We start from the raw sequence: 25,075 nt of genomic DNA on the forward strand, positions 1-25,075 counted from the left end.
CTGGAAAAGCGAGAAACCGTGGAAGGAGTGTCCTATGTTAGGGCTTAAGAAACTTTTTGGTGATTCGAATGAACGCGAAGTCAAAAAGATGTTTAAACGGGTTGAAAAGATAAACGCTTTAGAGCCGACCGTGGCTGCCATGACAGATGAGCAGCTGAAAGAAAAAACAACGGAATTTAAGGCTCGCCTGGAAAACGGGGAGCAGTTGGACGATATTTTAAATGAAGCGTTTGCCGTCGTGCGCGAGGCTTCGAAGCGCGTACTGGGCATGCGCCATTTTGACGTGCAATTGATCGGCGGGATGGTCCTGCAGGAAGGACGGATCGCCGAGATGAAGACAGGGGAAGGGAAAACCCTTGTCGCAACGCTTGCTACTTACCTGAACGCCCTGGTGGGAAAAGGCGTTCACGTCGTCACGGTCAACGAGTACCTGGCCGAACGCGACTCGACGATCATGGGTCAGCTGTACAACTTTCTCGGATTGACGGTTGGCCTCAACAAGACCGGGATGTCTCCCGAAGAGAAGCGGGCTGCCTATGCCTGTGATATCACCTACGGAACGAACAACGAATTTGGCTTTGACTACTTGCGCGACAACATGGTGCTGTATAAGGAACAGATGGTGCAGCGACCGCTCCACTACGCGATCATCGACGAGGTGGACAGCATTTTGATCGACGAGGCGCGGACGCCGTTGATCATCTCGGGCTCGTCTCAGAAGTCGACAGAACTGTACTATATCTGTGCCCACTTCGTCAAGCGTCTGGAGGCGGGGACCGATTATACCATCGACGAAAAACTAAAGATTGTGTCACTTACAGACGAAGGCGTAAGCAAGGTGGAGAAGGCGTTCAATATCGAAAACCTCTACGATACCGCCCACATGACGCTGAACCACCACATTACCGCCGCGCTTAAAGCACAGGTGCTGTTTAAGCGGGACGTAGACTACGTCGTCCAGGATGGCGAAGTCGTGATCGTTGACGAGTTTACCGGCCGCTTGATGGTAGGGCGCCGCTACAGCGACGGTCTGCACCAGGCCATCGAGGCAAAAGAGGGCCTGCGCGTCCAAAGCGAAAGTATGACACTGGCGACGATTACCTTACAAAATTACTTCCGGATGTACAAAAAGCTGGCCGGTATGACAGGGACGGCCAAAACGGAAGAAGAAGAATTTAAGAAGATCTACGGGCTGGATGTCGTCGTGATCCCGACGAACCGGCCGGTCATTCGCAAGGATCTGCCGGATTTGATCTACAAGACCGAAGCGGCCAAGTATCGCGCGGTCGTAAATGAGATTGTCGAGCGGCACAAAAAAGGACAGCCCGTACTGGTCGGTACGATCTCGATCGAAAACTCGGAAATGCTGTCCCGGATGTTGAAGGAAAAAGGCATTCCCCACAACGTCTTGAATGCGAAGCATCATGCCCGCGAAGCCGAGATCGTGGCCCGGGCCGGGCAGTTCGGTGCCGTGACGATCGCCACTAACATGGCGGGCCGCGGAACGGATATTCAATTGGGCGAGGGCGTTGCAGAGGTAGGCGGACTGCACATACTGGGTACGGAGCGCCATGAGAGCCGCCGCATCGACAATCAGCTGCGCGGCCGTTCCGGACGCCAAGGGGACCCGGGTTCTTCCCAATTTTTCCTGTCTCTGCAAGATGAGCTGATGCGCCGCTTCGGGGCAGAAAATATCATGAACATGATGGACCGCCTCGGAATGGAAGAAGACATGCCGATCGAAAGCCGCTTGGTGTCACGGGCTGTAGAATCCGCCCAAAAGCGGGTTGAAGGCAGCAACTTCGACGCCCGCAAGGTGGTTCTGCAGTACGACGACGTGATGAACCAACAGCGCGAAGTCATCTACAAACAGCGCCGGGATGTACTGGAGAATGAGAACCTGCGCGACATCGTACTGGGTATGCTGCACAGTGTGATCGAGCGCAGTGTAGAGGCGTACTGCCCGAAGGAGGAAGTGCCGGAAGAGTGGGATCTGCAAGGTCTGCTTGAAGTGATCAACAACACGCTGCTGCGTGAAGAGACCATTTCGCTCAGCGATTTGAAAGGCAAGGAAGCGGAAGAGATCCTGGAACTCGTCAAAGCCGAAGTCGAACGTCAATTCGCCAAACGCGAAGAAGAGATCGGCGACATGATGCGCGAGTTCGAGAAAGTCGTCGTGCTGCGTGCCGTCGACAGCAAGTGGATGGACCACATCGATGCGATGGATCAACTGCGGCAGGGTATTCACCTGCGCGCTTACGGACAGACAGATCCGCTGCGCGAGTATCAATTTGAAGGCTTTGAGATGTTCAATGCGATGATCGCCAGCATTGAGGAAGAAGTCGCGATGTACATCATGAAAGCAGAGGTAAGCCAAAACCTGGAGCGGCAGGAGGTCGTGAAAGGGCAAGCGGTTGACCAGAAAGCATTGAGGGCTTCCGGTCCGAATGAGCGGCCCAATTCCGAAACCAGCGGCGACGCGGAACCAAAAAATCGCGCCCAGCGCCGGGCTGAAGCGCAGGAAAAAAAGCGGCAGATAAAACGAATGAAGTAAATGAGAAATAGCAGCCTGCCATCGTCCTTTGCGGCGGTGGCAAATTTTTTTGCAATTTTTATTACCAGGTACTATAATCTAATAATAAAACCTAATTACAAACGGAGGGACAGACCTTGGACGACCAAACATGCCAAAATACCGCGGCCAAAGCGCGGATTACAGCAATTGGAACCTATGTACCGGAACGCAGACTGACTAATTTTGAGCTGGAACAGATGGTAGATACAAGCGACGAGTGGATCGTACAGCGAACCGGAATACGCGAACGGCGCATTGCAGGGCCCAGCGAGTATACCAGCGATCTCTGCGTGGCGGCGGTCAAGGATTTAATCGAACGTTACGGCAAATCGGTCAGTGATGTTGACTTTATCATTGTGGCGACGACGACGCCGGACTACCCTTTTCCCAGCGTCTCCAGTCAGATTCAGGCAAGATGCGGGATTGAGCAGGCAGGGGCGATTGATATCAGTGCGGCATGTGCCGGATTCACCTATGGGCTGCATCTCGCCAGCGGGTTGATTGCCTCCGGATTGCACAAGAAGGTCCTGGTGGTCGGCGGGGAAACCTTGTCGAAAGTGACCGACTATCACGACCGTACGACTTGTATCCTGTTTGGAGACGGAGCAGGGGCGGTACTGGTGGAGCGGGACGAGGAAGTATCAGGCTTTTTAGCCGCCCATGTAGGCGCCAAAGGAGAGGGAGGCGTTCATCTCTATCGAAGCGGCTTGTCGAAGCAGATGGGCGAAAAGGAATTGGCCGGGAATGGCTGCATCGTCCAAAATGGCCGGGAAGTGTATCGCTGGGCAGCGACCACTGTTCCGGTCGGGATGAGGAAGGTGATGGAAAAAAGCAGCTTGCAGCTGGCCGACGTGGATTGGTTTATTCCCCACAGCGCCAATTTGCGGATGGTCGAATCCATCTGCGAAAAATCCGGATTCCCGATGGAGCGGGCGTTGTACAGTATGGAGTATTACGGAAACACTTCATCAGCCAGCATACCGCTGGCGCTGGATAAAGGCTTGAAAGACGGCAAGGTAAAAACAGGCGACGTACTGTTGATGTACGGGTTCGGCGGCGGCCTGGTCCACGCCGGTCTGCTGCTGCGCTGGACCATCTAAGAGACGGCTGTGCCCTTGGTTTTATCGCGGAATTTGGCTACAATAGAACGTAGATAAAAAAGAAGGTGGTATCGATACATGGCATTAATTGATGTGGCAGATGTCAAGCAGGAGCTGGCAAGCATGGCTAAGCGTTTAGCGGATATCAGGGGGTCTCTTTGACTTACCGGTAAAACAGGAGCGAATCGGCGAGCTGGAAGAGCGGATGATCGCTCCGGACTTTTGGGACGACAATGAGGCCGCCCAGAAGACCATCAGTGAATTGAATGCGTTGAAACATCTGGTGGATAAGATGAACCAATTGGACTCATCCTACGACGATATGCAGGTCATGCTGGAATTGGCGGTAGAGGAAGGCGACGCTTCCCTGATCCCCGACCTGTACGACAGTACACAAGAGTTGAAGAAAGAGCTGGAAAGCTTCGAGTTGGAACTGCTGCTCAGCGACCAGTACGATAAAAACAACGCCATCCTGGAGCTTCACCCGGGTGCTGGCGGCACCGAATCACAGGACTGGGCATCCATGCTGCTGCGGATGTACACGCGTTGGGCGGAAGATCACGGCTTCAAGGTAGAAACGCTGGATTACCTGCCCGGTGATGAAGCGGGTGTGAAAAGCGTAACACTTTTGATCAAGGGGTATAATGCCTACGGGTATTTAAAGTCGGAAAAAGGCGTGCACCGGCTGGTTCGCATCTCTCCGTTTGACGCTTCCGGCCGCCGCCATACTTCATTTGTCTCCTGCAACGTTTTGCCGGAGATCGAAAACGATACGGAAGTGGATATCCGCAGCGAGGATTTAAAAATTGATACGTACCGCTCGAGCGGTGCTGGAGGACAGCACGTAAACACGACGGACTCGGCGGTGCGAATTACGCACCTGCCCACTGGGATCGTCGTCACCTGCCAGTCAGAGCGTTCTCAGATCAAAAACCGCGAGCGGGCGATGAAGATGTTGGCTGCCCGGCTGTTTGAACGGCAGCGGGAAGAACAGGAAAAGACATTGGCAGCCATCCAGGGCGAACAGAAAGACATCGCGTGGGGGAGCCAGATACGTTCCTATGTGTTTCATCCGTACAGCCTGGTGAAAGATCACCGAACCAATGTGGAGGTCGGCAACGTACAGGCCGTTATGGACGGGGAGCTGGACACGTTTATCGACGCTTATCTGCGCTCCCAGTTGAAAACTTCATCTTGATTGTCAATGACTGCCCTGCCGCTGCTCCGGCGGGGCGTTTCCATGAAGTTCACCAATTCGTTAGATTTGCCAATCGGCGTAAGTGATATACTTAGCAGTGGAAAATTACCATTTTGGAGGAATGACGTCCGATGATGTACGTTGCCATGCTGCCGATTATCGACGAGGCTAAAAACAGCCAATTTCGTCCCGCACACTTGGAGTATATCAACAAGTTGTTTTTGGAAGGGAAAGTTGTCATGGCCGGGCCTTTTACAGACAAACGCGGGGGTATGGTGATTTACCGGGCGGATACCTGGGATGAAGCACTGGCGCTGGCACAAGCTGACCCGGTAGTTGTCGAAGGGGCACGCTCGTTGGAATTGCGGGAGTGGAGCCCGCTGTCTTTGCCGCTGGGCTGAGGCCCCAAGTATAGGCGCTGATGTCGCTCAGGGGAAGGAATAGCTTTTCCAAGATGGAGTTATACTTTGAGAAGCACAAGAAATTCGTCCCCTGAAGGATGTCTTTCTTCCACGATACAAGGAGGTAACACCACCATGAAACGATTCTCATTCATCTTGCTCGCAGGTGCAATGGTCCTGGTGCTTGGAGCATGCGGTAAGTCTGCTCAACCGGCTCCACAGCAGCCTGCTACCCCCCCTGCGGAACAACCGGCAAAAGGTGGCGAGACTACAACGCCGACCACTGAACCGGGAGCGACTGCAGGTGAGTTTGACGCAGCCAAAGCGGAAGCTGTCTACAAGCAAAACTGCTCCAGCTGCCATGGTGTCGACCTGAAGGGCGCTGTCGGACCAGACCTGACGAAAATTGGAGATCAACTGAGCAAAGACGACATTTTAGGGGTCATCAACAACGGGAAAGGCATCATGCCGAAAGGTCTTGTATCGGGTGCAGATGCAGATAACCTGGCCGCTTGGCTGGCTTCCCACAAATAGGAGATCAGCAAACCAACGACCACTTTCGCTAAGAAGGTGGTTGTTTTTTTTATGTATTGTTATTATATTTATTGTATAAATATGCAGTAGGGGGAGAGGGAATGATCCGTGCTGGAATTGTCGGTGCGACCGGGTACAGCGGAATTGAGCTTGTTCGCTTGCTGTCCGGCCATCCGAATGTGCATATTCAGCGATTGTATACGAGTTCGGCTGCTTCCGAAGGGGAGGCGTTGGCCAAGGTTTTTGGACATATCGAACAGCTGCAGCTTCCCGAGCTTCAGGCGATTGACACGAAGAGCATGACGGACGACACGGATGTGATTTTTTTGGCCGCTCCGGCGGGAGTAAGCGCGAAACTGACACCCGGGCTGCTTGCGGGAAACTGCAGAGTGATCGATCTGTCAGGAGATTTTCGGTTAAAATCGGCAGACCTGTACCGGCAGTGGTACAAAAAAGACCCGGCGCCAGAAGAACAGCTGGCCCAGGCGGTATACGGCTTGCATGAATGGAATCGGGAAGCGATAGCAGACGCCGTCCTGCTGGCCAATCCCGGCTGCTATCCGACTGCGGTGCTGTTGGCGCTGGTTCCGCTCATCAAGAGCGGCTGGGTCAATCCCGGCAGCTTGATCGTTGACGCCAAGTCAGGGATATCAGGGGCGGGACGGGGGGCATCGCTCGCTGTGCACTTTAGCGAGGTGAACGAGAACTTTTCTGCCTACAAGGTAGGTCAGCATCAACACACTCCGGAGATTGAGCAGGAACTTTCCCGGTTTGGCCAAGAGAAGGTCATCGTGCAGTTCACGCCCCACCTGGTTCCGATGACGCGGGGCATCTTCGTGACAGCGTACGCTCAGTTGGAAGCGGGCAAATCGCTCGAAGAACTGCAGCAATTGTACGAATCTGCCTATGCTGACAAACCTTTCGTCCGCGTCCGTCCGGCTGGCAGTTACTTGCGAACCAAGGATGTATACGGTTCGAACTACTGTGATATCGCCCTGCATCTGGACGAGCGGACGGGACGGGTCATCGTATTGTCCGTGATCGACAACATGGTAAAAGGTGCGGCCGGCCAGGCTGTACAGAACATGAACACAATGTTTGGAATGGCGGAAACAACGGGTTTGCTGCTATCCCCCGTGTTTCCATAGGAGGGTGAAATGAGCTCAATACTGGTGATAAAATGCGGAGGCAGTACGATGGAGCAGCTCCCGGCGGATTTTTTTCAGGCGATGTCCGAGCTGCAGCAAACAGGTCATCAGCTTGTGATCGTGCACGGCGGCGGGCCAGCGATCAATGCCATGCTGGAAAAAGTGCAGATCACCCCCCGCTTTGTGGACGGGTTGCGCTATACTTGTGAGGCGACCTTGGAAGTCGTTGAAATGGTCTTGTCCGGTTCGATCAACAAACAGCTCGTGCGCCGCATCAGCCAGTCCGGCGGCAAAGCGTGGGGAATGAGCGGAGTGGACGGCGGTCTCATTACCGCCCGGCAAACCGACAGGCCGCTTGGGCTGGTCGGCGAGATTGTGCACGTGGAGTCAGCCATGCTGGGCCATCTCCTCGAGCTGGGGTATATTCCTGTGGTCGCACCGCTTGCCGTCTCCGCAGACGGTCAGAATGTTTACAATTGCAATGCAGATGTGGCTGCCGGAGCGGTCGCCGCGGCCCTGGGTGCGGATAAACTGCTGATGGTGACAGACGTTCCCGGCATTTGCCTGCCGCAAGCCGACGGGGAAATGCAGGTAAAAAGGGAGACAGACCCGGCAGAAATCGATCAATTGATCAAGGAAGGGATCATCTACGGGGGGATGATACCCAAGGTACAGTCGGCTGTTGACGCCTTGAAACAAGGCGTGGGCCAGGTGGTTATTTGCCGGGGGACGGCGTCGGATTTGCGCGATGCAGTGATCGGACGCCCGGTAGGCACAGCGATCAAAAGCACCATACTGCAATAGAGGAACGGGGGAAAAGGAGCATGGAGACGACTGAACAAACATTCAGCTTGATGAATAATTATTCCCGTTGGCCGGTTCGCCTGGTCAGAGGGCAGGGCAATACGGTGTGGGATGAAGCGGGGAGGTCCTACCTTGACTTTACATCCGGCATCGCCGTAGCGTCCCTCGGCCATGTGCCGCCGCGAGTGGCAAAACGGCTGCACGAACAGGTTGATACGCTGTGGCATACGTCCAATCTGTTTGAGCACCCGCTGCAAGAGCGGGTAGCTGATGCTCTGACCCGGCTCTCCGGGCTGGATCGCGCCTTCTTTTGCAACAGCGGAGCCGAAGCCAACGAGGGGGCGATCAAGCTGGCCCGCCGCTATGCCCAAAAGGTGAAGGGAACCGAGCGGTACGAAATCATCACCTTCCAACAGTCGTTTCACGGGCGGACGCTGGCAACTTTGACGGCCACCGGGCAGGACAAGGTAAAGGACGGATTCGCACCGCTCCCGCCGGGGTTCAAGACGATTCCTTACAATGACAGCGAGGCCTTGCGAGCGGCTATTTCCGACAAGACATGCGGGATTTTGCTGGAATTGGTGCAAGGAGAGGGCGGCGTTCATGCGGCAGATCCCGAGTGGGTGAAGGAAATTCGCCAACTGTGCGATCAGCACGGCCTGTTGATGCTGGTGGATGAAGTGCAGACCGGAATTGGACGCACGGGCGAATGGTTTGCCTTTCAGCATTACGGGATCAAGCCTGATGTCATCTCCTTGGCCAAAGCGCTGGGCAGCGGATTTCCGGTGGGCGCAGTGCTGGCTACCGAGCAGGCGGCTGAGGCGTTTGCTCCGGGCTCACACGGGACGACATTTGGCGGAAATCCCCTGGCGATGGCAGCCGCACTCGCTACGCTTGAGACGATCGAGCAGGAGAACCTGCTTGCCCGGGTGCGTGAACTGAGCGGAGAGCTGGAGAAGCGGTTGAAGCAGATCCAGCAGCAGCTGCCGGAACAGGTGACATCCGTGCGCGGCAAGGGCTTGTTGCTCGGGGTGGAGCTGGCCCGGCCGGCGGCAGATGTGATTACCTATGCCCGGGAAAAAGGGCTGCTGATACTGTCAGCGGGGCCGCAGGTGATCCGCCTGCTCCCTTCGTTTATTACGACCGAGGAAGAGATCGCCCATGCCTGCGAGGTGCTGGCGGAGGCGATTCAACATCAATAGGATAAGCAGCGCAATGCTTGTTGCTTGGGGAACAACTGCACAGAGAAGCTGAAAAAAGGTACCTGAGCGCACGAATAGGACGCGGGCTATCCCGCGTCTTTTTCTTCCTCTTGTCCTAGAAAATACATTATAATACATATCAGTAAATTTAAAATAATCATTCAAGGAGGAAAATGACATGGCAAACATAAAGCAAACGGCAGCGAAAGGGCTGCTCGCCTTCGCCCTTTTGGCAGGCGGCTTCGCAGCGGGGAATTTTTTGCCTGTGGCCGGGGCAGACCAGACGGTGCAGCAAGGCGCCGGCGTAAAGGCAGAATCGCGGTTGGATGAGGTTATTGCCCGAGGTTACATACGCGTGGGCACCGCAGGAGATTACAAACCCTTTACATACCTGAACCCCAAGACGGGGGAATACGAGGGCTACGACATTGATGCCGCCAAACAGTTGGCCGAAGCGCTGGGAGTGGAGGTGCGCTTCGTAAAAACGACCTGGCCTACCTTGATGGACGACCTGCTGGCGGATAAGTTCGATATCGCCATGGGCGGGATCAGTAGAAACTACCAACGGCAAATAGCCGCGCATCTCTCGCAGGCGTACTACCTGGACGGGAAGACAGCGCTCATCAACGAAAAGAACAAGGACAAATTCAAGAGCTTGGCCGATATCGACCAGCCTGGCGTGACGATCGCCGTCAACCCTGGCGGAACCAATGAAAAATTTGTCCGTGCCAATATCAAGCAAGCCAAGATTACCGTCATTGAAAACAATATGGATATCCCCGGCCTGATCGCGGAAGGCAAATACGATGTGATGTTTACAGACGGAGTAGAGGCGAAGTACTACGCCAAGCAGGACAAACGCCTGTACGCCGCGTTTACCGATCATCCTTTTACTCATGACGACAAGGCGTATTTGATGCAGCGGGGTGACGCGATCTTTCAAAACTTCGTCAACTTTTGGGTCGAGGAAATGAAGGCAAAGGGCGGATTCGCAGCGTTAGAAAAAAAGTGGCTTCAGTAAGTATGTCGGACAAATGCAATCGGAAAAACCGATTGCATTTTTATTGATCTGTATGTATAATAATTCACAGTTGCGAATATGTATACGATTATAGAAAAGTGCGTCAACTGTCTTGGAGAGGAGATGGAACAATTGGAAATGTACGCACAATCAAACGGAACTGGCTATATCACCTTGACGACGGGGGAAGTCTTTAGCGGGCGGCTGTACGGAGCGCCGCTGACGGCGACTGGTGAGGTGGTTTTTTATACAGGTATGACTGGATATCAAGAGGTGATGACCGATCCGTCCTTTGCCGGGCAGCTGGTCACCTTTACGTATCCGCTGATCGGAAATTACGGAATCAACGATACCGACTACGAGTCGGGAAAGCCGGCGCTGTCTGGCATGATTGTGGGCGATCTGTGCGAGCAGCCCAGCCACTACCGGGCGAAGTACTCGCTGGCCCAGGCAGCGGAGCGCTTTGGCTTTCCCATCCTCGCGGGTATCGATACGCGCGCGATCACCAAACTGGTGCGCAGCCATCACCTGGTACACGGCGTGATCAGCGACAGGCCGCTGACACCGGAAGAGATGTCAGCCTACCGCTGGGATCACGCGAAAAAATCCCTGGTGGCAAGCGTTTCCACCGCGGCGCCGATTCACTATCCCGGCAAGGGCGAGCATGTCGTGATCGTAGATTTGGGCATGAAGCAGTCGATCGCCGACGCGCTGGTGCAGCTGGGCTGCAGCGTGACAGTCGTGCCGTTTGACACCAGCTTTGCCGAGATCGAAGCACTGAAACCTGCCGGTGTCGTGTTTTCCAACGGGCCGGGAGATCCCTATGATTTGATGGCGTACTGCAGCGAGTGGCGCAAGGTGGCAGAAAGATTTCCGACACTGGGCATCTGCCTCGGAAATCAGTTGCTTGCCCTGATGTTCGGCGGCCGGACCGAGCGCCTGCCTTTCGGGCACCGAGGAGGCAACCATCCGGTCGTGGAGCTGGCAACAGGAAAAGTCTACATGACTTCGCAGAACCACGGCTACGTCGTACAGGAGGAATCGCTCGACAAGCGGCAGCTGGAGGTTACGTACCGCAATGTCAACGACGGTTCGGTAGAAGGTCTGCGCCATCAGTACCTGCCGATTACCGGCGTGCAGTTCCATCCCGAAGCCCACCCGGGCCCCAGCGACACGTCGCATATTTTGCTGCAGTTTACCCAGTTCTTGCAGTTACAAGGAGCGAGACACTATGCCTAAACGAGAACACATCAAAAAAGTGCTGGTGATCGGATCGGGTCCGATCGTGATCGGGCAGGCGGCGGAATTTGATTACGCTGGTGCGCAAGCCTGCCTGTCTTTAAAAGAAGAAGGAGTACAAGTCGTCCTCGTCAACAACAATCCGGCGACGATCATGACGGACGAGCAGATGGCCGACAAGGTGTATCTGGAGCCGCTTACGGCGGGGTCGCTGACGAGAATTATTGAAAGAGAGCGTCCGCACGGCCTGCTGCCTACCCTGGGCGGCCAGACGGGGCTTAATCTGGCGGTGGAATTGGCAGAAGCGGGAGTGCTCGAAAAGTACGAAGTCACGCTGCTCGGAACTCCGCTGGAAGCGATTCAGAACGGAGAGGACCGTGAGCTGTTTAAAAAGATGATGGCGGAAATCGGCGAGCCGGTGCCGGAGAGCACCACCGTGCATACGGTTGAGGCGGCGCTTCAGTTTGCCGCGAAGATCGGTTACCCGGTCATCGTCCGCCCTGCTTACACCCTCGGCGGAGCAGGCGGCGGTATTGCGGCTGACGAGGCGGAACTGAAAGCAGCGGCGGCACGCGGCATCGACGCCAGTCCGATCGGGCAGATCCTCGTCGAACGGAGCGTCAAGGGCTGGAAAGAGATCGAATACGAGGTGATGCGGGACGAAAACAACACCTGCATCATCGTCTGCAACATGGAAAACCTTGATCCAGTGGGGATCCACACCGGGGACAGCATCGTTGTCGCCCCTTCCCAGACCTTGACCGACCGCCAGTACCAGATGCTCCGCAGCGTCTCCATCAAAGTAATCCGCGCCCTGGGAGTGGTGGGCGGCTGCAACATTCAATTTGCGCTTGACCCGGATTCTGACCGTTATTACCTGATCGAAGTAAATCCGCGGGTGAGCCGGTCCAGTGCCCTGGCATCAAAGGCTACCGGCTATCCGATTGCCCGAATCGCTTCCAAATTGGCGCTCGGCTATCGCCTGGACGAGGTGCTGAACCCGATCACAGGTCACACCTACGCCAGCTTTGAACCGGCCATCGATTACGTCGTCGTAAAGATCCCGCGTTGGCCGTTTGACAAGTTCGTCACAGCAAATCGTCTGTTGGGCACGCAAATGAAGGCGACCGGCGAGGTCATGGCGATTGGAAGCAATCTGGAGGCCGGGCTTTTAAAAGCAGTCCGTTCGCTGGAGATCGGCGTGCAGCATCTGTCTCATCCCGAGACGGAGGCCATGTCTGCCGACGAGTTGAAAAAGGAGCTTGCCGAAGCGACGGACATCCGCCTGTTTGCCTTGGCGGAGGCGATCCGGCGGGGATTGCCGGAGGAACAGCTGCACGAGATTACCGGGGTTGACCCCTTCTTTTTGCGCAGCATACAGCGGATTGTGCAGCTGGAAGAGCTGCTGAGCCAGACAGGTATCGACCAGCTAGTCCCCGAACTGCTGCGGGAGGCAAAGCACCGCGGCTTTACGGACAAGACCATCGCCCTGCTCACCCGGACAACGGCCGATGAGGTGCGGGCGAAGCGGTTGGAGTGGGGGATTTTGCCCAGCTATAAAATAGTAGACACTTGTGCAGCCGAATTTGATGCCGAAACCCCTTACTATTACTCCACCTGGCAGGGACATGACGAGGTGGCCGAACAGTCGGGACGCAAAGTGTTGGTATTGGGGTCCGGTCCGATCCGCATCGGACAGGGAATCGAATTCGACTACTGCTCCGTGCATGCGGCCAAAGCCTTGCAGGCACAAGGAATTGCCGCCATCGTCGTCAACAATAACCCGGAAACGGTCAGTACCGATTACGAAACAGCCGACCATCTCTACTTTGAGCCGCTGACGGTGGAAGACGTGCTGAATGTGGCGCAGCGGGAACAGGTGGAAGGCGTGATGGTTCAGTTCGGCGGCCAAACGGCGATCAACCTGGCACTGCCATTGGCCAAGGCAGGACTTGCCGTAATGGGAACGCCGCTCTCGGCGGTGGAACGCGTCGAGGACCGGGAGATGTTTTACGAATTGCTGCGGGGCCTTAAGATTCCGCATATTCCCGGAAAAGGGGTCGCCTCCTTATCAGAAGCCCTCGAGACAGCAGAACGCATCGGCTATCCGGTGCTGCTCCGACCTTCCTATGTGATCGGCGGCCAGGGCATGACGGTAGCGGAAAATCAGGCGGAGCTGACAGAGGCAGTCGAAGGCTGGCTAACAGCCGGGCGGGAAGCCAATTTCTTTCCGCTCTTGGTCGACAAGTTTATTTCCGGGCTGGAAGTGGAAGTGGATGCCGTCAGCGACGGGGAGAACGTCCTCATCCCGGGCATTTTTCAGCACGTGGAGAAGGCCGGAATCCATTCCGGAGACAGCATCGCGCTGTTCCCGGCCCCCGGGTTGACCGAGGAGCAGCGGGATGCGCTGGTATCGTATACGAAGCTTATTGCCAAAGAGATGGGCGCTGTAGGTTTGGTGAACATCCAGTTCGTTATCGGCGACGGCACGGTGTATGTGCTCGAGGTAAACCCGCGGGCATCGCGGACCGTCCCGATTATCAGCAAAGTGACAGGCGTGCCGATGGTGGAGCTGGCGATCCGGGCTCAGTTGGGGGAGAAGCTGGCGGATATGGGGTACGGTCTCGGACTGCTTCCCGACATTCCGTTTGCGGTCGTAAAAGCACCGGTATTTTCTACCGTCAAACTGCTCGGGGTCGACCCGGCCCTTGGTCCGGAGATGAAATCAACGGGCGAAATCCTCGGCTTGGGCCGCACGTTTGCGGCTGCGGCTGCCAAAGCGTTTTACTACAAAGACGGGATCATTTCTGCGCTGAAGCCGGGAGATCTGCTGCTGCTGTCGCTGTCGGCAGGAGACAAGAATCGCTTCCAGCCGCACCTGGAGAAGCTGCGAGCCGCAGGCGTCCAGTTTGCGGCAACGCCGGGAACCGCCCGCTTCCTGCGGGAAAATGGTGTCGAACCGGCATGGGAAGTAGCGGACGAAAGCAGCTGTCTTCAGTTAATCGGTGAGCGTAGGGTCGCCCTTTCGCTGATCACCGCGACCAAGGGCAACCGTCAGGGACGATTTGGGTTTGCCCTGCGCAGCTTGTGTCTGCAAAAAGGAATTCCGTTATTTACGGCTTTGGAAACATTTGCCCTGTTCATACAAACATGCCTGGAAGGGGAGAGTGACGAACATGAATCTTGCGAAGATATCGGAGAGCTGGCCAACCGTTCAACCGTCGGCCTTTAAAGGCAAGGATCTGCTGCGGATTGACGAATTTTCCGGTGATGAGCTGCTGTATCTGCTGCAGTCGGCCCTGCACCTGAAACAACTGCAAAAAAGCGGGCAGCAGTACGAACCGCTCAAGGGAAAGACGCTGGGGATGATTTTTGACAAAGCATCGACCCGCACCCGGGTCTCTTTTGAAGTAGGCATGTACCAGCTTGGCGGCATGGGCATGTTCTTAAGCGGCAAGGAGCTACAGCTTGGGCGGGGAGAGCCGATCAGCGACACGGCGCAGGTACTGTCCCGCTATATCGATGCGATCATGATTCGCACCTACTCCCATGCCGATGTGGAGCAGCTGGCAAAGTATGCGAGCATTCCGATCATCAACGGTTTAACGGACATGTTCCACCCTTGTCAGGCCCTGGCAGACATGATGACGATCCTGGAACACAAAGGGCGTTTGCAGGGCGTCAAGCTGGCTTATGTAGGGGACGGGAACAACGTAGCCAACTCACTGGTCCTCGCCGCTGCCCTGCTCGGAGTGGATGTGAGCGTAGCTGCTCCCCCCGGATACAACATGTCCGAGGAGATCGTCAAGACGGCGCAGCAATACGCCGACGAAAGCGGCGCTTCGCTGACGTTTACGGACGATCCGGTGCAGGCTGTGACCGGGGCTGACGCCATCTACACAGACGTGTGGACCAGCATGGGCTTCGAGGCGGAAAATGAAGTTCGGCTCAAGGCGTTTCAAGGATACCAAATCGATCAACAGCTTGCCCGGCATGCCGCTGCGGACTACATTTTCCTGCACTGCCTGCCGGCTCACCGCGGCGAAGAAGTTGCGGCGGATATTATTGACGGCAGACATTCGGTTGTCTTCGACCAGGCGGAAAACCGCTTGCACGCGCAGAAGGCAGTATTGGCGGCGGTAATCTAAAAGCAGGCTGATCAAAACGATTGTTCACTCGCGACAGCTCCGTTAAAAGCGAGAGCGAAGAGTGAACAATCGTTTTTTTGCATGAAAAGCTTCCTCTCAGGAGGGACTCGACAGCTTCTGCGAGAAAGCTTCAATCAAAGCTTTTCTTACAGCAAAATTCGATAGATTTCTAGGAAAAAAGAACTATTTTCTGAAAAGTCTATCAAAACATGAAATTGATGATTGCCGAAATTTGTCATTCCCATGTAAAATAAACACTAAAGATGGGGACTCCAAAAGAGGAGGGATCAAGATGAAGAAGCTGTTTACAGCTATTCTCTTGGTCGCAGGAATTGTGGCTGCGACTTCGGCAAACTGGCACATCGGATAATTGCAGAAGTGGATGCCTGGAAAACACCGCTAGAAAGTGGTGTTTTTCACTTCATACCAAAACATTCCATAGAGTAGTATTGCGGGTGCATCAGACAGTGAAAGCTTTTAAATCTGACAAAGGGGGGAACGTTGTGCTGTTGGACGTAATCTTATTCTCTTTTATTGTTGCTTTCTTGCGTGGCGGTCGAATCAAAAACATACCCACCTTTCACAAGCTGCCGTTTCTGGCGGCAAGCCTCCTGCTCCAGCTTTGCTCAGCACTGATGCCAGAGTGGGGCGGCGGATTTGTTTCACTGGCTTATGTATGTATGCTGCTTTTCTTCTTTTATAATCGCGCACACGAAGATATTCGAATTTTTTTAATCGGTTGGCTGTTGAATTCATTGGTTATCTGGACCAATCTGGGGCGGATGCCCGTTGACCTGGAACTGGCGAGCAAGCTACCGTATTCCATCGAACCGATCGTGAATGGGACGGACTTCAAACACACCGTATTGAGCGAGGCGACCCATTTGCCCTTTCTCGGTGACATTATCTATATGCCGCTTCCGATACCGCGCCTGATTAGCGTCGGGGACCTGTTTATCATGTTAGGCACCTTCTTTTTGGTTCAACGGATCATGAACAAGCCCATCTCGCTTGTTCGCCTAAGAGCAGGGAAACACTATGCGGCCAGACATTGAGATTCGCCGTACGCTTGTTTCTCTTCTGGTCCGCGTCGGCTATCCGCTGGCCGGGCTGATGATTCTTTATTCCGCGCTGCCATACTGGGAAATGAGGGAGCATTGGAGCATCTTGATCGGCTACACGGTGCTTACGATCATCTGCACGTTTGCACCGGTAAGCACCTATCATGCGAGATTGACGCTTAACAATGCGATTCTCTTCTCGGGTATCCTTTTGTACGGATCATGGATAGCTGTGTGGTGCGCGATTCTGGAAATTCTGATCGTCTCCTCGCTTGTCAGATCATCGGTCAGCAAGGCAGCTGCAAATGCGGGCCAGATGTTGATTACCGTCTGGGTTGCAAGCTTGTTCCGGGATTGGATGTTTGGAGCCTTCGACGCTTCCTGGTGGGTTGTCCTCGACCTGCTCCTGATCTTGATCTATTGGCTTGCCAACACATGTTTGGTAGCTGTAGGGATATCCTGTTTCTACCAGTCACCGTGGCTGGAAACGGCGATCAGGATGGTAAAAACGGGGACGACTACTTATATGCTGTTAATGCTGATCGGCGGGCTCGGCGCCCGGCTGGTCAGCGCGTACGGCGTCTTTGCCTTTATCCCGCTCATTGCACAGATCGTCGCGATAAGCATTGTTTTTCACAGATATTTTGGGGGGATGAAAAAGCTGGAGCATCTCAACGACTCTTTCCTCGTAACGTTGGCAGCTTCGATTGATGCAAGAGATCCGTATACACACGGGCATTCCTATCGGGTGGCGCACTGGGCCCGAGAAATCTCCCAAGTGCTGGGACTCGGCAAGGCGCAGGTTGATGAAATCTACTACGGGGGGATCCTTCACGACATCGGCAAGATTGGCATAGAAGATGAGATCCTGAAAAAGGAAGGGAAACTGTCCAAGGAGGAATACGCGAAGATCCAACAGCATCCGGTGATCGGATATCAAATCGTGAGACAGGCGGGCGTATTTGACGAACTGCTGCCAGCGATTCGTTCTCATCACGAACGCATGGATGGAAAGGGGTATCCTGATGGTCTCAGCGGGGCCGACATTCCGTTGGCGGCGCGCATCCTCGCTGTATCAGACGCTTTTGACGCCATGGTGTCAGACCGTCCCTACCGCAAAGGGCTTCCGGTAGAAGTGGCGCTCGAGAGGATTGAGGAGGCTTCGGGAACGCAGTTTGACGCCAATATTGCCGAAAAGTTCGTCAAGATTATCAGGAATTACCCGCCCGAGGAGTTTGAGATCATCATGAATAAAAAAGGTCACTGGAAGAGTGACTCAAAGGAAAAGACTGGGTAGAGAGCAGCCCTGGTGACGGTAACGGAGCCAGGGCTGTCCGCATGGTTGGGACCAAAAAAGTGATTGTATTTTTATTAGTTCGTATGTATAATTAATCAAAGATGAAACCTGAACGAATGGAGAGGGGAAACTATGGCAAAAGAAAAGATCGTTTTGGCCTATTCCGGCGGATTGGATACATCTGTGGCAATCAAGTGGCTGCAGGAAACATATAACTACGATGTCATCGCTGTGGCGCTTGATGTCGGGGAAGGAAAAGATCTCGACTTCGTCCAGCAAAAGGCTTTAAAAGTAGGGGCATTGAAGTCGTATGTCGTCGATGCGAAGGAGACGTTCGCTCAGGAGTACGTACTGCCGGCGTTAAAGGCAAACACGATGTACGAAGGAAAGTACCCGCTCGTCTCGGCGCTGTCCCGCTACCTCATTTCGCGCGTGTTGGTAGAGATCGCGGAAAAAGAGGGGGCCGTAGCCGTAGCTCATGGCTGCACAGGCAAAGGAAACGACCAGGTTCGTTTCGACGTTTCCTTTACGGCGCTGAATCCTAACCTGAAGATCGTCGCCCCTGTTCGTGAATGGGGTTGGACCCGCGACGAGGAGATCAAATACGCGGCGGAACACGGCATTCCGATTCCGATCGACCTCGACAATCCGTACAGCATTGACCAGAACCTCTGGGGCAGAAGCTGTGAGTGCGGAGTGCTGGAAGATCCGTGGGCAGCACCGCCTGAAGGAGCGTATGAATTGACCAAGTCGATCGAGGAAGCTCCCGATCAAGCGGAAGAGATCGAGATTACCTTTGTTCAAGGGGTGCCGACAGCTCTGAACGGCGAAGAACTGCCGCTGTCCGAACTGATTCTCAAGTTAAACAAAATCGCCGGCGAGCATGGCGTAGGCCGGATCGACCACGTGGAAAACCGCCTGGTCGGCATCAAGTCCCGCGAAGTGTACGAGACGCCGGCAGCCACCACGCTGATCCTGGCGCACCGCGAGCTGGAAAGCCTGACCCAGCCGCGCGAAATCGCCCAATTCAAACCGATCATCGAGTTGAAGATGGCTCAGGTCATCTACGAAGGACTCTGGTATTCGCCGATTCGCAACGCGCTGGAGGCATTCGTCGAAGAAACGCAAAAATTCGTCAGCGGCGTCGTCCGGGTCAAACTGCATAAAGGACATGCGGTTGTCGTAGGGCGCAAATCGGCTTCTTCCCTGTACAGCCACGAGCTGGCTACTTATGCGGAAGGGGATCAATTTGACCACAAAGCGGCGCTCGGCTTCATCAAGCTGTGGGGCCTGCCGACGAAAGTACACGCTCAAGTGAACGAAGGACATACGAAATCGTCGTTTAAGACCGATATCAAAATCATTGGAGCGAAGGATGCGGTAACACCATGAAATTGTGGGGAGGACGCTTCACCAAGCCGACCAATCAGCTGGTAGATGAGTACACAGCTTCGATTTCCTTCGATCAAAAAATGTGGCGGCAGGATATCGTCGGCAGCCTTGCCCATGTAGCGATGCTGGGGAAATGCGGCATTTTGCCGATGGATGAAGTGAAGCAGATCATCGCCGGCCTGAAAAAGGTGAAAGAGAAGATCGAACGGGGACAGGTCACTTTCCAATTAGCCCATGAAGATGTTCACATGAACATCGAAAAAATGCTGATTGAAGAGATTGGTCCCGTAGGCGGGAAGCTGCATACCGGCCGCAGCCGGAACGATCAGGTCGCACTGGATATGCATCTCTACTTGCGCGAACAGATGATGGAGATTATCCAACTCTCCATGTACCTGCAAAAGGCGTTAACCGATAAGGCCAGTCAGCATTTGGATACGGTCATGCCGGGTTATACTCATATGCAGCGGGCACAGCCCGTACTTTTCGGTTATCACCTGATGGCATATGTCTCCATGCTGCAGCGCGATATTGAGCGGCTGCAGGAAGCGTGGCGGCGCGTAAACGTGCTGCCGCTGGGGGCAGGGGCGCTGGCGGGTACCACTTTTCCGATCGACCGCGAATTTGTCGCCGACATGCTGCAGTTCGACGGGATTTACATCAACAGCATGGACGCCGTAAGCGACCGCGACTTTATCGTCGAATTTCTGTCGGCGTCGGCGCTGTTGATGGCTCACTTGTCCCGCCTGTGCGAAGAGTTGGTGATCTGGAGCAGCCAGGAGTTTGCGTTCATCGAGCTGGATGACGCCTTCTGTACCGGGTCGAGCATCATGCCGCAGAAAAAAAATCCGGATGTCGCCGAACTGGTTCGCGGCAAGACGGGGCGCGTCTACGGAAATTTGTTCAGCCTGCTGACAGTCTTGAAAGGACTGCCGCTGGCCTACAACAAAGACATGCAAGAGGACAAGGAAGGCATGTTTGATACCGTCCAGACGCTGCACGGGGCGCTCTCGCTGCTTACCCCGATGATCGAGACGATGGCGGTGAACAAGCAGCGCATGCGGCAGACGGTGACCGAAGACTTTTCCAATGCGACCGATCTGGCTGATTACCTCGTCACCAAGGGCCTGCCCTTCCGCCAAGCTCATGAGGTTGTCGGGAAAGCGGTGCTCGCTTGCATCGAACAGAAAAAATACCTGCTCGATCTGACGCTGGAGGAATTCCAGACCTTCTCGCCGCTCATCAAAAGCGATGTGTACCAAGCGCTCGACGTAGAGACTGTCGTCAATGCCCGCAACGTGATGGGCGGTACGGCCCGCCAGCAGGTGGAGAAGCAGATCGCCGCCTACCGCGAAGCGATCGGCAAGACGGAAACCTGGATAGCCGAGCACAGTCAAAAAGTCATGATCGAATCCTTGATCGACGTCGGATCGCCGCTATAAGCGGGTCATACAAAAAGAACAGCTTCCTTCCTTATGGGAGGAGGCTGTTTTGGTTTTGCCGATTGTTAGTTAAATATGAAAGCGTTAGAATTTTGTATAGTTATATCAAAGAGATCAAATCTGGATGGAGGAAAATCGTTGAAAAGACACAAGTATCTCAGGATTTTGCAATCTGTCGTCAGTGTTTTTTCACTAGTAGTAATATTTCCATATATGGCACATTCAGAAAACGGAACAGTCATTCGCGTTGCAGGAGATAAAAACTTTCCTCCTTTCGAATTTATTGGTAACACTGGGGATTACATCGGATTTAACATAGATGTAATGAAGGCGCTTGCAAGCAAGAAAGGCATCCGCATTGAATTCTACCCCATGTCCTGGAATGAAGCTGTTGAGGCGCTAAAAGCCGGTCGGGTAGAAGCGATTCAGGGAATGAAGTACAGTCCAGGCCGCGGCGAAGTGTTTCGTTTCTCCGATCCTTACTTTACCAGTTCACAGGGAATTTTTGTGTTAAAGGATAATCTGAACATTCGAGAACTGCAAGACCTGGAAGGCAAAAGAGTAGCTGTACAAAAGGGTGATATTGCCAATGACCTGCTCGGCAAATTGAACCGCCTTGAGTTCATCAAGACAGATAGTCAGCAAGAAGCGATTCAACTGTTGGTAGATGGAAAGGTTGACGCTTTTGTCGGAAACAGAATTACCGGGCAGTACTTCATTCAAAACAGCAATCAGCAAGATTTGATTAAAATTGTCGGAGAGCCGATCGATCCCACTGCATACGGGATTGCCGTACTGCCTCGGAATAAAGCATTGCTGGACGCACTGAACGATGGCATCTCTCAGATTAAAAACGACGGAACGTATAAAAAGATTGAGCAGCATTGGTTTGGCGAGTATATCATGCCTTCTGCGCTCAAGCTCCGAGAAGCTTTGGTATATTTTGAATGTGGATTTATTATCACCTGTTGTCTGGTTTTGGCCGTGGTCTGGTGGAACCGGGTGCTCAAACGGGAAGTGGCCAAGAGAACCGCTGAAATCGCCGCGATAAATAAAAAGCTGGAAGATAAAATGGGTCTTCTCGAAGAAAATGTATTCTTTCAGCAGCAGTTGTTAGACAGCACATACAGCTGCTTTATTACGCTAAACGAGTCAGCCGCGATATCAATGATGAACCAAAGGGCGATAGATTACCTGGGTCTGCAAGAAAATCTTGTTGGCAAGAAACTTGCTAATACTTTGATCGCCGATTTTATTCCTGTGTTGGAAGTGGAAGAAGCGCTGCAGCACAAGCGTGTTTATCTGCAAAAAGAGGTCTTATGGCAATGTGACATGACAAGTGAGAGGTCGCACAAGAGGTGCATTACTTACAGCATTCATCCGATTGCCACCACCTCGGGGGAAATCGCCGGAGCAGTGCTCAACTTTACGGATATTACCGAGCAAAAAGAGTTTGAGCAAAAACTGGCTCAGGAAGATCGGCTGCGCTCCCTGGGACGTCTCATGCTGGGAATCGCCCACGAAATTCGCAATCCGTTGACATCCATCCTGGCTTATACCGAGTTGCTGCCAAAAAAGTTTGATAACCCGGAATTCCGCACTTTTTTTGCACTTCAGGTTTCTAGTGAAATTACCCGCCTAAACTCTTTGGTCAACGATTTATTGGATTATGCTCGTCCCAGAAAATCGGAACCCAGCGTTTTCTCCGTTTTGGAGGTGGTGACATCCATACTTCAACTGTTCAGACAAAAGATTAACGAAAAAGACATTCATATCGATCTTGAGCTTGATGAAAAATTGGAAGTGATTGCTGACAAGCAGCAGATCAAACAAGTATTGATGAATATCATCTTAAACGCTATCCAGGCAGTCGAAAACAACGGAAAGCTAAAGATAACAGGTTCCTGTAAAGGGGGGGTGACCGTTATCGAGATCGCAGATGATGGATGCGGCATAGCGGAAGAGGAATTTTCCAAAATCTTTGAGCCGTTTTACAGCAATAAAGCAAATGGGACTGGGTTGGGATTGCCGATCTCTTATCAGTTGGTGAAAGAAAATCTGGGAACGATTGATGTGATCAGTACAAAGGAGAGCGGAACGACGATGATTGTAACTTTGCCCGGTCCGGAAAGGAGGCCCTAGGATCCATGTACAATGTAGTCATTATCGATGATGAACCGGCGATTTGCCAGTCGCTGAAATTCGCCTTGGAGGAACAATACCAGGTGTATACGTTTACCGAACCGGGAGCGGCACTGTCGCTTTTGGAAAGAGTTGAAGTCGCCATCGTATTGTTGGACCTGAAAGTAGGTGAATACAATGGCATCGAGATTCTACAGCAAATCAAAGTGGTATCTCCATCCACCGTTGTTATCATGATGACAGCATATGGGAGTATTCCTTCCTCTGTCGAAGCGATGCGCAAAGGGGCGTTTTCTTATGCGACCAAACCGCTGCATATCGACGAGCTTGGCATTCTGATACAGAAAGCAGAGGAATTTTACAGTCTTCATTCTAAAGTGCAATGGTTAAGTGAGGCATTGGAAAAAGCATCAGATAACTTTGGATTGATCGGCAACAGTCCGGCGATCAGAGATGTGCTTGCGATGATCGACAAAGTGAAAGATATTGATTCCAACATATTGATCACCGGAGAAAGCGGAACGGGGAAAGAGGTAGCGGCACGTACCATCCACAATCAGAGCAAACGAAGATTTAAACGGTTCCAGGCGATTAATTGCGCTGCCATACCGGGGAATTTGCTTGAATCCGAATTGTTTGGCTACGAGAAAGGAGCTTTTACAGGGGCTTCTCAACGAAAAACAGGACTGTTTGTGCAAGCGGAGGGAGGAACGATTTTTCTTGATGAAATTGGCGAGATGGATTTGGCGCTGCAGAGCAAACTTCTGCGGGTGATTCAGGAGCGAAAGGTTACTCCGCTGGGGGGAACGGAAGAAATAGATGTGGATGTGCGGATCATCGCTGCGACCAATCGGGATTTAATGAAAGAAGTGAAAGAGAATCGCTTCCGTGAGGACCTCTATTACCGTTTGAACGTGATTCCCATTAAGCTTCCGCCATTAAAAGAAAGGCGGGAGGACATACCGCTACTGGTGGAGTTTTTTATTCGAAAGATAGGAGACGGGATGGGAAAACCGGTTGACGGCATTTCACAGGAAGCCTTGAAGATTCTGCAAACGTACTCTTTTCCCGGCAACGTAAGGGAACTGCAGAATATCATTGAACGAGCGATTGCCTTGACCAACTCGTCCTATATTCAAAAAGCGGACCTGCCGGATGAAATTCAAACGAAAGAACAGGCCTTTATTTCTCATACACTGATCCCCGTCTACGTCGGAGAAACGATGGAGGAAGTGGAGAAAAAAGTGATCCTGCATAACCTTACCGCATTTAACGGCAATCGAAGAAAAACAGCCCAAATCATCGGCATCGGGGAGCGAACTCTCCGTGACAAATTAAAAAAATATCAGGATGAGAAGTAGGCAATTTTTGCAAGGCGGCAATTTTGGCCGCTTTTTTTATGCAATGACGCAGATGGAACCCTCATCATTCGGGGATACTGGCATTGGCATAATTTCTGCTATTAAAGAAATTGTGAAAATAAATGATTTCACTAGGGGGTTAAGAAATGAAAAGATTTTCCAAACAGTTTGCGTCAATGCTGCTTCTGGCGATGTTATGCAGTCTTGTTTTGGCAGGGTGCGGAGGAGCGTCAAATAAAACTCAGTCGACGGGTGGGCAAACGGAGCAAGCAGCCGATGATGCCGTGTTGAAAAAAATCAAGGAAACAAAAACGTTGACTGTCGGTACCGATGCTACATTCCAGCCTTTTGAGTTTAAAAATGACAAAAAGGAATTCGATGGATTCGATATTGACCTGATTCGTGCTGTGGCGAAAGAACTTGGTGCAGATAATGTTGAGTTTGTTGATACCGAGTTTAAAGGATTGATTCCAGGCCTTCAAGCTAAGAAGTTTGATCTAATCGCTTCAGCTATGTACATCACGGATGAACGAAAACTGTCAATCGCTTTCTCCGATTCCTACTATCCCGGTGGACTGGCTATCATGGTAAAAAAAGATGACAATTCAATTAAGGGCATTGAGGATTTGAAAGGAAAAAAAGCTGCCGTTCAAATTGGAACCAAATCAGTTAAATTTCTCGAAGACAACTACCCTGACGTGACAAGGGTGGAGGTAGAGAAAAATGTCGAGATGTTCTTGGAGTTGGAAAGCGGACGGGTGGACGCAGTCGTGACCGGGATGCCGGCGGCAAAAGTGTATGCCAAACAAAGCGGGAAGGTAAAAGTTCTGGAAGAGCCGTTAACACAGGAAGAGTACGGGTATGGAATCCGCAAGCAAGATACCGCATTTGTACAAGCAGTGAATGAGGCGATACAGGCGGTAAAGGACAGTGGCGAATATCAGAAAATTGTCGAAAAGTGGTTTGGCAACTAAGGGAGCATAACTTGCTCCCTTCTTTAAAAGAAGGGG

General features: G+C 52.9%; 19 protein-coding genes. All 19 read left to right on the top strand.

What is annotated here, in order from left to right; translation table 11 throughout:
- Positions 1 to 34: 34 nt before the first annotated feature.
- Entirely contained in the window at positions 35 to 2,554 is a 2,520-nt protein-coding gene (secA2, locus tag HGBM_RS22135) for an accessory Sec system translocase SecA2 (RefSeq protein ID WP_019123278.1), read from the top strand.
- Between the two features lie 116 nt (positions 2,555 to 2,670).
- A complete protein-coding gene (locus HGBM_RS22140) occupies positions 2,671 to 3,675 on the top strand; it encodes a ketoacyl-ACP synthase III (protein ID WP_019123279.1) in 1,005 nt (334 codons plus the stop codon).
- A gap of 78 nt (positions 3,676 to 3,753) precedes the next feature.
- Positions 3,754 to 4,873, top strand: a protein-coding gene (gene prfB, locus HGBM_RS22150; RefSeq protein WP_147512961.1) for a peptide chain release factor 2 whose coding sequence is annotated in 2 segments (ribosomal slippage) — positions 3,754 to 3,834 and positions 3,836 to 4,873 — 1,119 coding nt in all. Because the reading frame shifts where the segments join, the coding sequence is not laid out codon by codon here.
- 131 nt (positions 4,874 to 5,004) lie between these two features.
- Positions 5,005 to 5,274 (top strand): YciI family protein, encoded by a 270-nt coding sequence (locus HGBM_RS22155; RefSeq protein ID WP_019123281.1) that lies wholly within the window; start codon positions 5,005 to 5,007, stop codon positions 5,272 to 5,274.
- A gap of 135 nt (positions 5,275 to 5,409) precedes the next feature.
- The gene (gene cccB, locus HGBM_RS22160; RefSeq protein WP_019123282.1) at positions 5,410 to 5,808 is read left to right on the top strand and encodes a cytochrome c551; all 399 of its coding nucleotides are present in this window, start codon (positions 5,410 to 5,412) and stop codon (positions 5,806 to 5,808) included.
- A 101-nt stretch (positions 5,809 to 5,909) separates the two neighbouring features.
- Positions 5,910 to 6,956 carry an N-acetyl-gamma-glutamyl-phosphate reductase gene (argC, locus tag HGBM_RS22165; RefSeq protein WP_019123283.1) on the top strand — a complete coding sequence of 349 codons (1,047 nt, stop codon included), beginning with the start codon at positions 5,910 to 5,912 and terminating at the stop codon, positions 6,954 to 6,956.
- 9 nt (positions 6,957 to 6,965) lie between these two features.
- A complete protein-coding gene (gene argB / locus HGBM_RS22170; protein WP_019123284.1) occupies positions 6,966 to 7,760 on the top strand; it encodes an acetylglutamate kinase in 795 nt (264 codons plus the stop codon).
- Between the two features lie 20 nt (positions 7,761 to 7,780).
- The gene (locus HGBM_RS22175; RefSeq protein WP_019123285.1) at positions 7,781 to 8,962 is read left to right on the top strand and encodes an acetylornithine transaminase; all 1,182 of its coding nucleotides are present in this window, start codon (positions 7,781 to 7,783) and stop codon (positions 8,960 to 8,962) included.
- Positions 8,963 to 9,140: 178 nt separating this feature from the next.
- Complete coding sequence (locus HGBM_RS22180; protein ID WP_019123286.1) at positions 9,141 to 9,983, top strand: transporter substrate-binding domain-containing protein; 843 nt, start codon at positions 9,141 to 9,143, stop codon at positions 9,981 to 9,983.
- A 132-nt stretch (positions 9,984 to 10,115) separates the two neighbouring features.
- Positions 10,116 to 11,222: a carbamoyl phosphate synthase small subunit gene (locus HGBM_RS22185; RefSeq protein WP_019123287.1), complete on the top strand. Its 1,107-nt coding sequence runs from the start codon at positions 10,116 to 10,118 to the stop codon at positions 11,220 to 11,222.
- Positions 11,215 to 14,454: a carbamoyl-phosphate synthase (glutamine-hydrolyzing) large subunit gene (gene carB, locus HGBM_RS22190; RefSeq protein ID WP_019123288.1), complete on the top strand. Its 3,240-nt coding sequence runs from the start codon at positions 11,215 to 11,217 to the stop codon at positions 14,452 to 14,454. The genes HGBM_RS22185 and carB overlap by 8 nt, the downstream gene beginning before the upstream one ends.
- Positions 14,399 to 15,370 (top strand): ornithine carbamoyltransferase, encoded by a 972-nt coding sequence (argF, locus tag HGBM_RS22195; RefSeq protein WP_019123289.1) that lies wholly within the window; start codon positions 14,399 to 14,401, stop codon positions 15,368 to 15,370. The genes carB and argF overlap by 56 nt, the downstream gene beginning before the upstream one ends.
- Positions 15,371 to 15,873: 503 nt before the next feature.
- Positions 15,874 to 16,425, top strand: a complete 552-nt coding sequence (locus HGBM_RS22200) for a DUF5317 domain-containing protein (RefSeq protein ID WP_019123290.1) — start codon at positions 15,874 to 15,876, stop codon at positions 16,423 to 16,425.
- Positions 16,409 to 17,728, top strand: a complete 1,320-nt coding sequence (locus HGBM_RS22205) for an HD-GYP domain-containing protein (protein ID WP_019123291.1) — start codon at positions 16,409 to 16,411, stop codon at positions 17,726 to 17,728. Before HGBM_RS22200 ends, HGBM_RS22205 begins: the two co-directional genes overlap by 17 nt.
- Before the next feature lie 132 nt (positions 17,729 to 17,860).
- On the top strand, positions 17,861 to 19,120 hold the full coding sequence (locus HGBM_RS22210) for an argininosuccinate synthase (protein WP_019123292.1): 1,260 nt from the start codon (positions 17,861 to 17,863) through the stop codon (positions 19,118 to 19,120).
- Positions 19,117 to 20,562: an argininosuccinate lyase gene (gene argH, locus HGBM_RS22215; RefSeq protein WP_019123293.1), complete on the top strand. Its 1,446-nt coding sequence runs from the start codon at positions 19,117 to 19,119 to the stop codon at positions 20,560 to 20,562. The genes HGBM_RS22210 and argH overlap by 4 nt, the downstream gene beginning before the upstream one ends.
- A gap of 138 nt (positions 20,563 to 20,700) precedes the next feature.
- Entirely contained in the window at positions 20,701 to 22,704 is a 2,004-nt protein-coding gene (locus HGBM_RS22220; RefSeq protein ID WP_019123294.1) for a transporter substrate-binding domain-containing protein, read from the top strand.
- 5 nt (positions 22,705 to 22,709) lie between these two features.
- A complete protein-coding gene (locus tag HGBM_RS22225; protein WP_019123295.1) occupies positions 22,710 to 24,065 on the top strand; it encodes a sigma-54-dependent transcriptional regulator in 1,356 nt (451 codons plus the stop codon).
- A 146-nt stretch (positions 24,066 to 24,211) separates the two neighbouring features.
- Entirely contained in the window at positions 24,212 to 25,039 is an 828-nt protein-coding gene (locus HGBM_RS22230; protein ID WP_019123296.1) for a transporter substrate-binding domain-containing protein, read from the top strand.
- The last annotated feature ends 36 nt before the right edge of the window (positions 25,040 to 25,075 follow it).

The sequence above is a fragment of the Brevibacillus massiliensis genome (assembly GCF_000311785.1).
Classification (GTDB): Bacteria; Bacillota; Bacilli; order Brevibacillales; family Brevibacillaceae; genus Brevibacillus_C; species Brevibacillus_C massiliensis.

Coding starts and splice junctions, on each gene's coding strand:
- argB (WP_019123284.1), top strand. CDS start 6,966: ATGAGCTCAATACTGGTGATAAAATGCGGAGGCAGTACGATGGAGCAG.
- HGBM_RS22180 (WP_019123286.1), top strand. CDS start 9,141: ATGGCAAACATAAAGCAAACGGCAGCGAAAGGGCTGCTCGCCTTCGCC.
- HGBM_RS22205 (WP_019123291.1), top strand. CDS start 16,409: ATGCGGCCAGACATTGAGATTCGCCGTACGCTTGTTTCTCTTCTGGTC.
- argC (WP_019123283.1), top strand. CDS start 5,910: ATGATCCGTGCTGGAATTGTCGGTGCGACCGGGTACAGCGGAATTGAG.
- carB (WP_019123288.1), top strand. CDS start 11,215: ATGCCTAAACGAGAACACATCAAAAAAGTGCTGGTGATCGGATCGGGT.
- argF (WP_019123289.1), top strand. CDS start 14,399: ATGAATCTTGCGAAGATATCGGAGAGCTGGCCAACCGTTCAACCGTCG.
- argH (WP_019123293.1), top strand. CDS start 19,117: ATGAAATTGTGGGGAGGACGCTTCACCAAGCCGACCAATCAGCTGGTA.
- secA2 (WP_019123278.1), top strand. CDS start 35: ATGTTAGGGCTTAAGAAACTTTTTGGTGATTCGAATGAACGCGAAGTC.
- HGBM_RS22155 (WP_019123281.1), top strand. CDS start 5,005: ATGATGTACGTTGCCATGCTGCCGATTATCGACGAGGCTAAAAACAGC.
- HGBM_RS22210 (WP_019123292.1), top strand. CDS start 17,861: ATGGCAAAAGAAAAGATCGTTTTGGCCTATTCCGGCGGATTGGATACA.
- cccB (WP_019123282.1), top strand. CDS start 5,410: ATGAAACGATTCTCATTCATCTTGCTCGCAGGTGCAATGGTCCTGGTG.
- HGBM_RS22230 (WP_019123296.1), top strand. CDS start 24,212: ATGAAAAGATTTTCCAAACAGTTTGCGTCAATGCTGCTTCTGGCGATG.
- HGBM_RS22225 (WP_019123295.1), top strand. CDS start 22,710: ATGTACAATGTAGTCATTATCGATGATGAACCGGCGATTTGCCAGTCG.
- HGBM_RS22175 (WP_019123285.1), top strand. CDS start 7,781: ATGGAGACGACTGAACAAACATTCAGCTTGATGAATAATTATTCCCGT.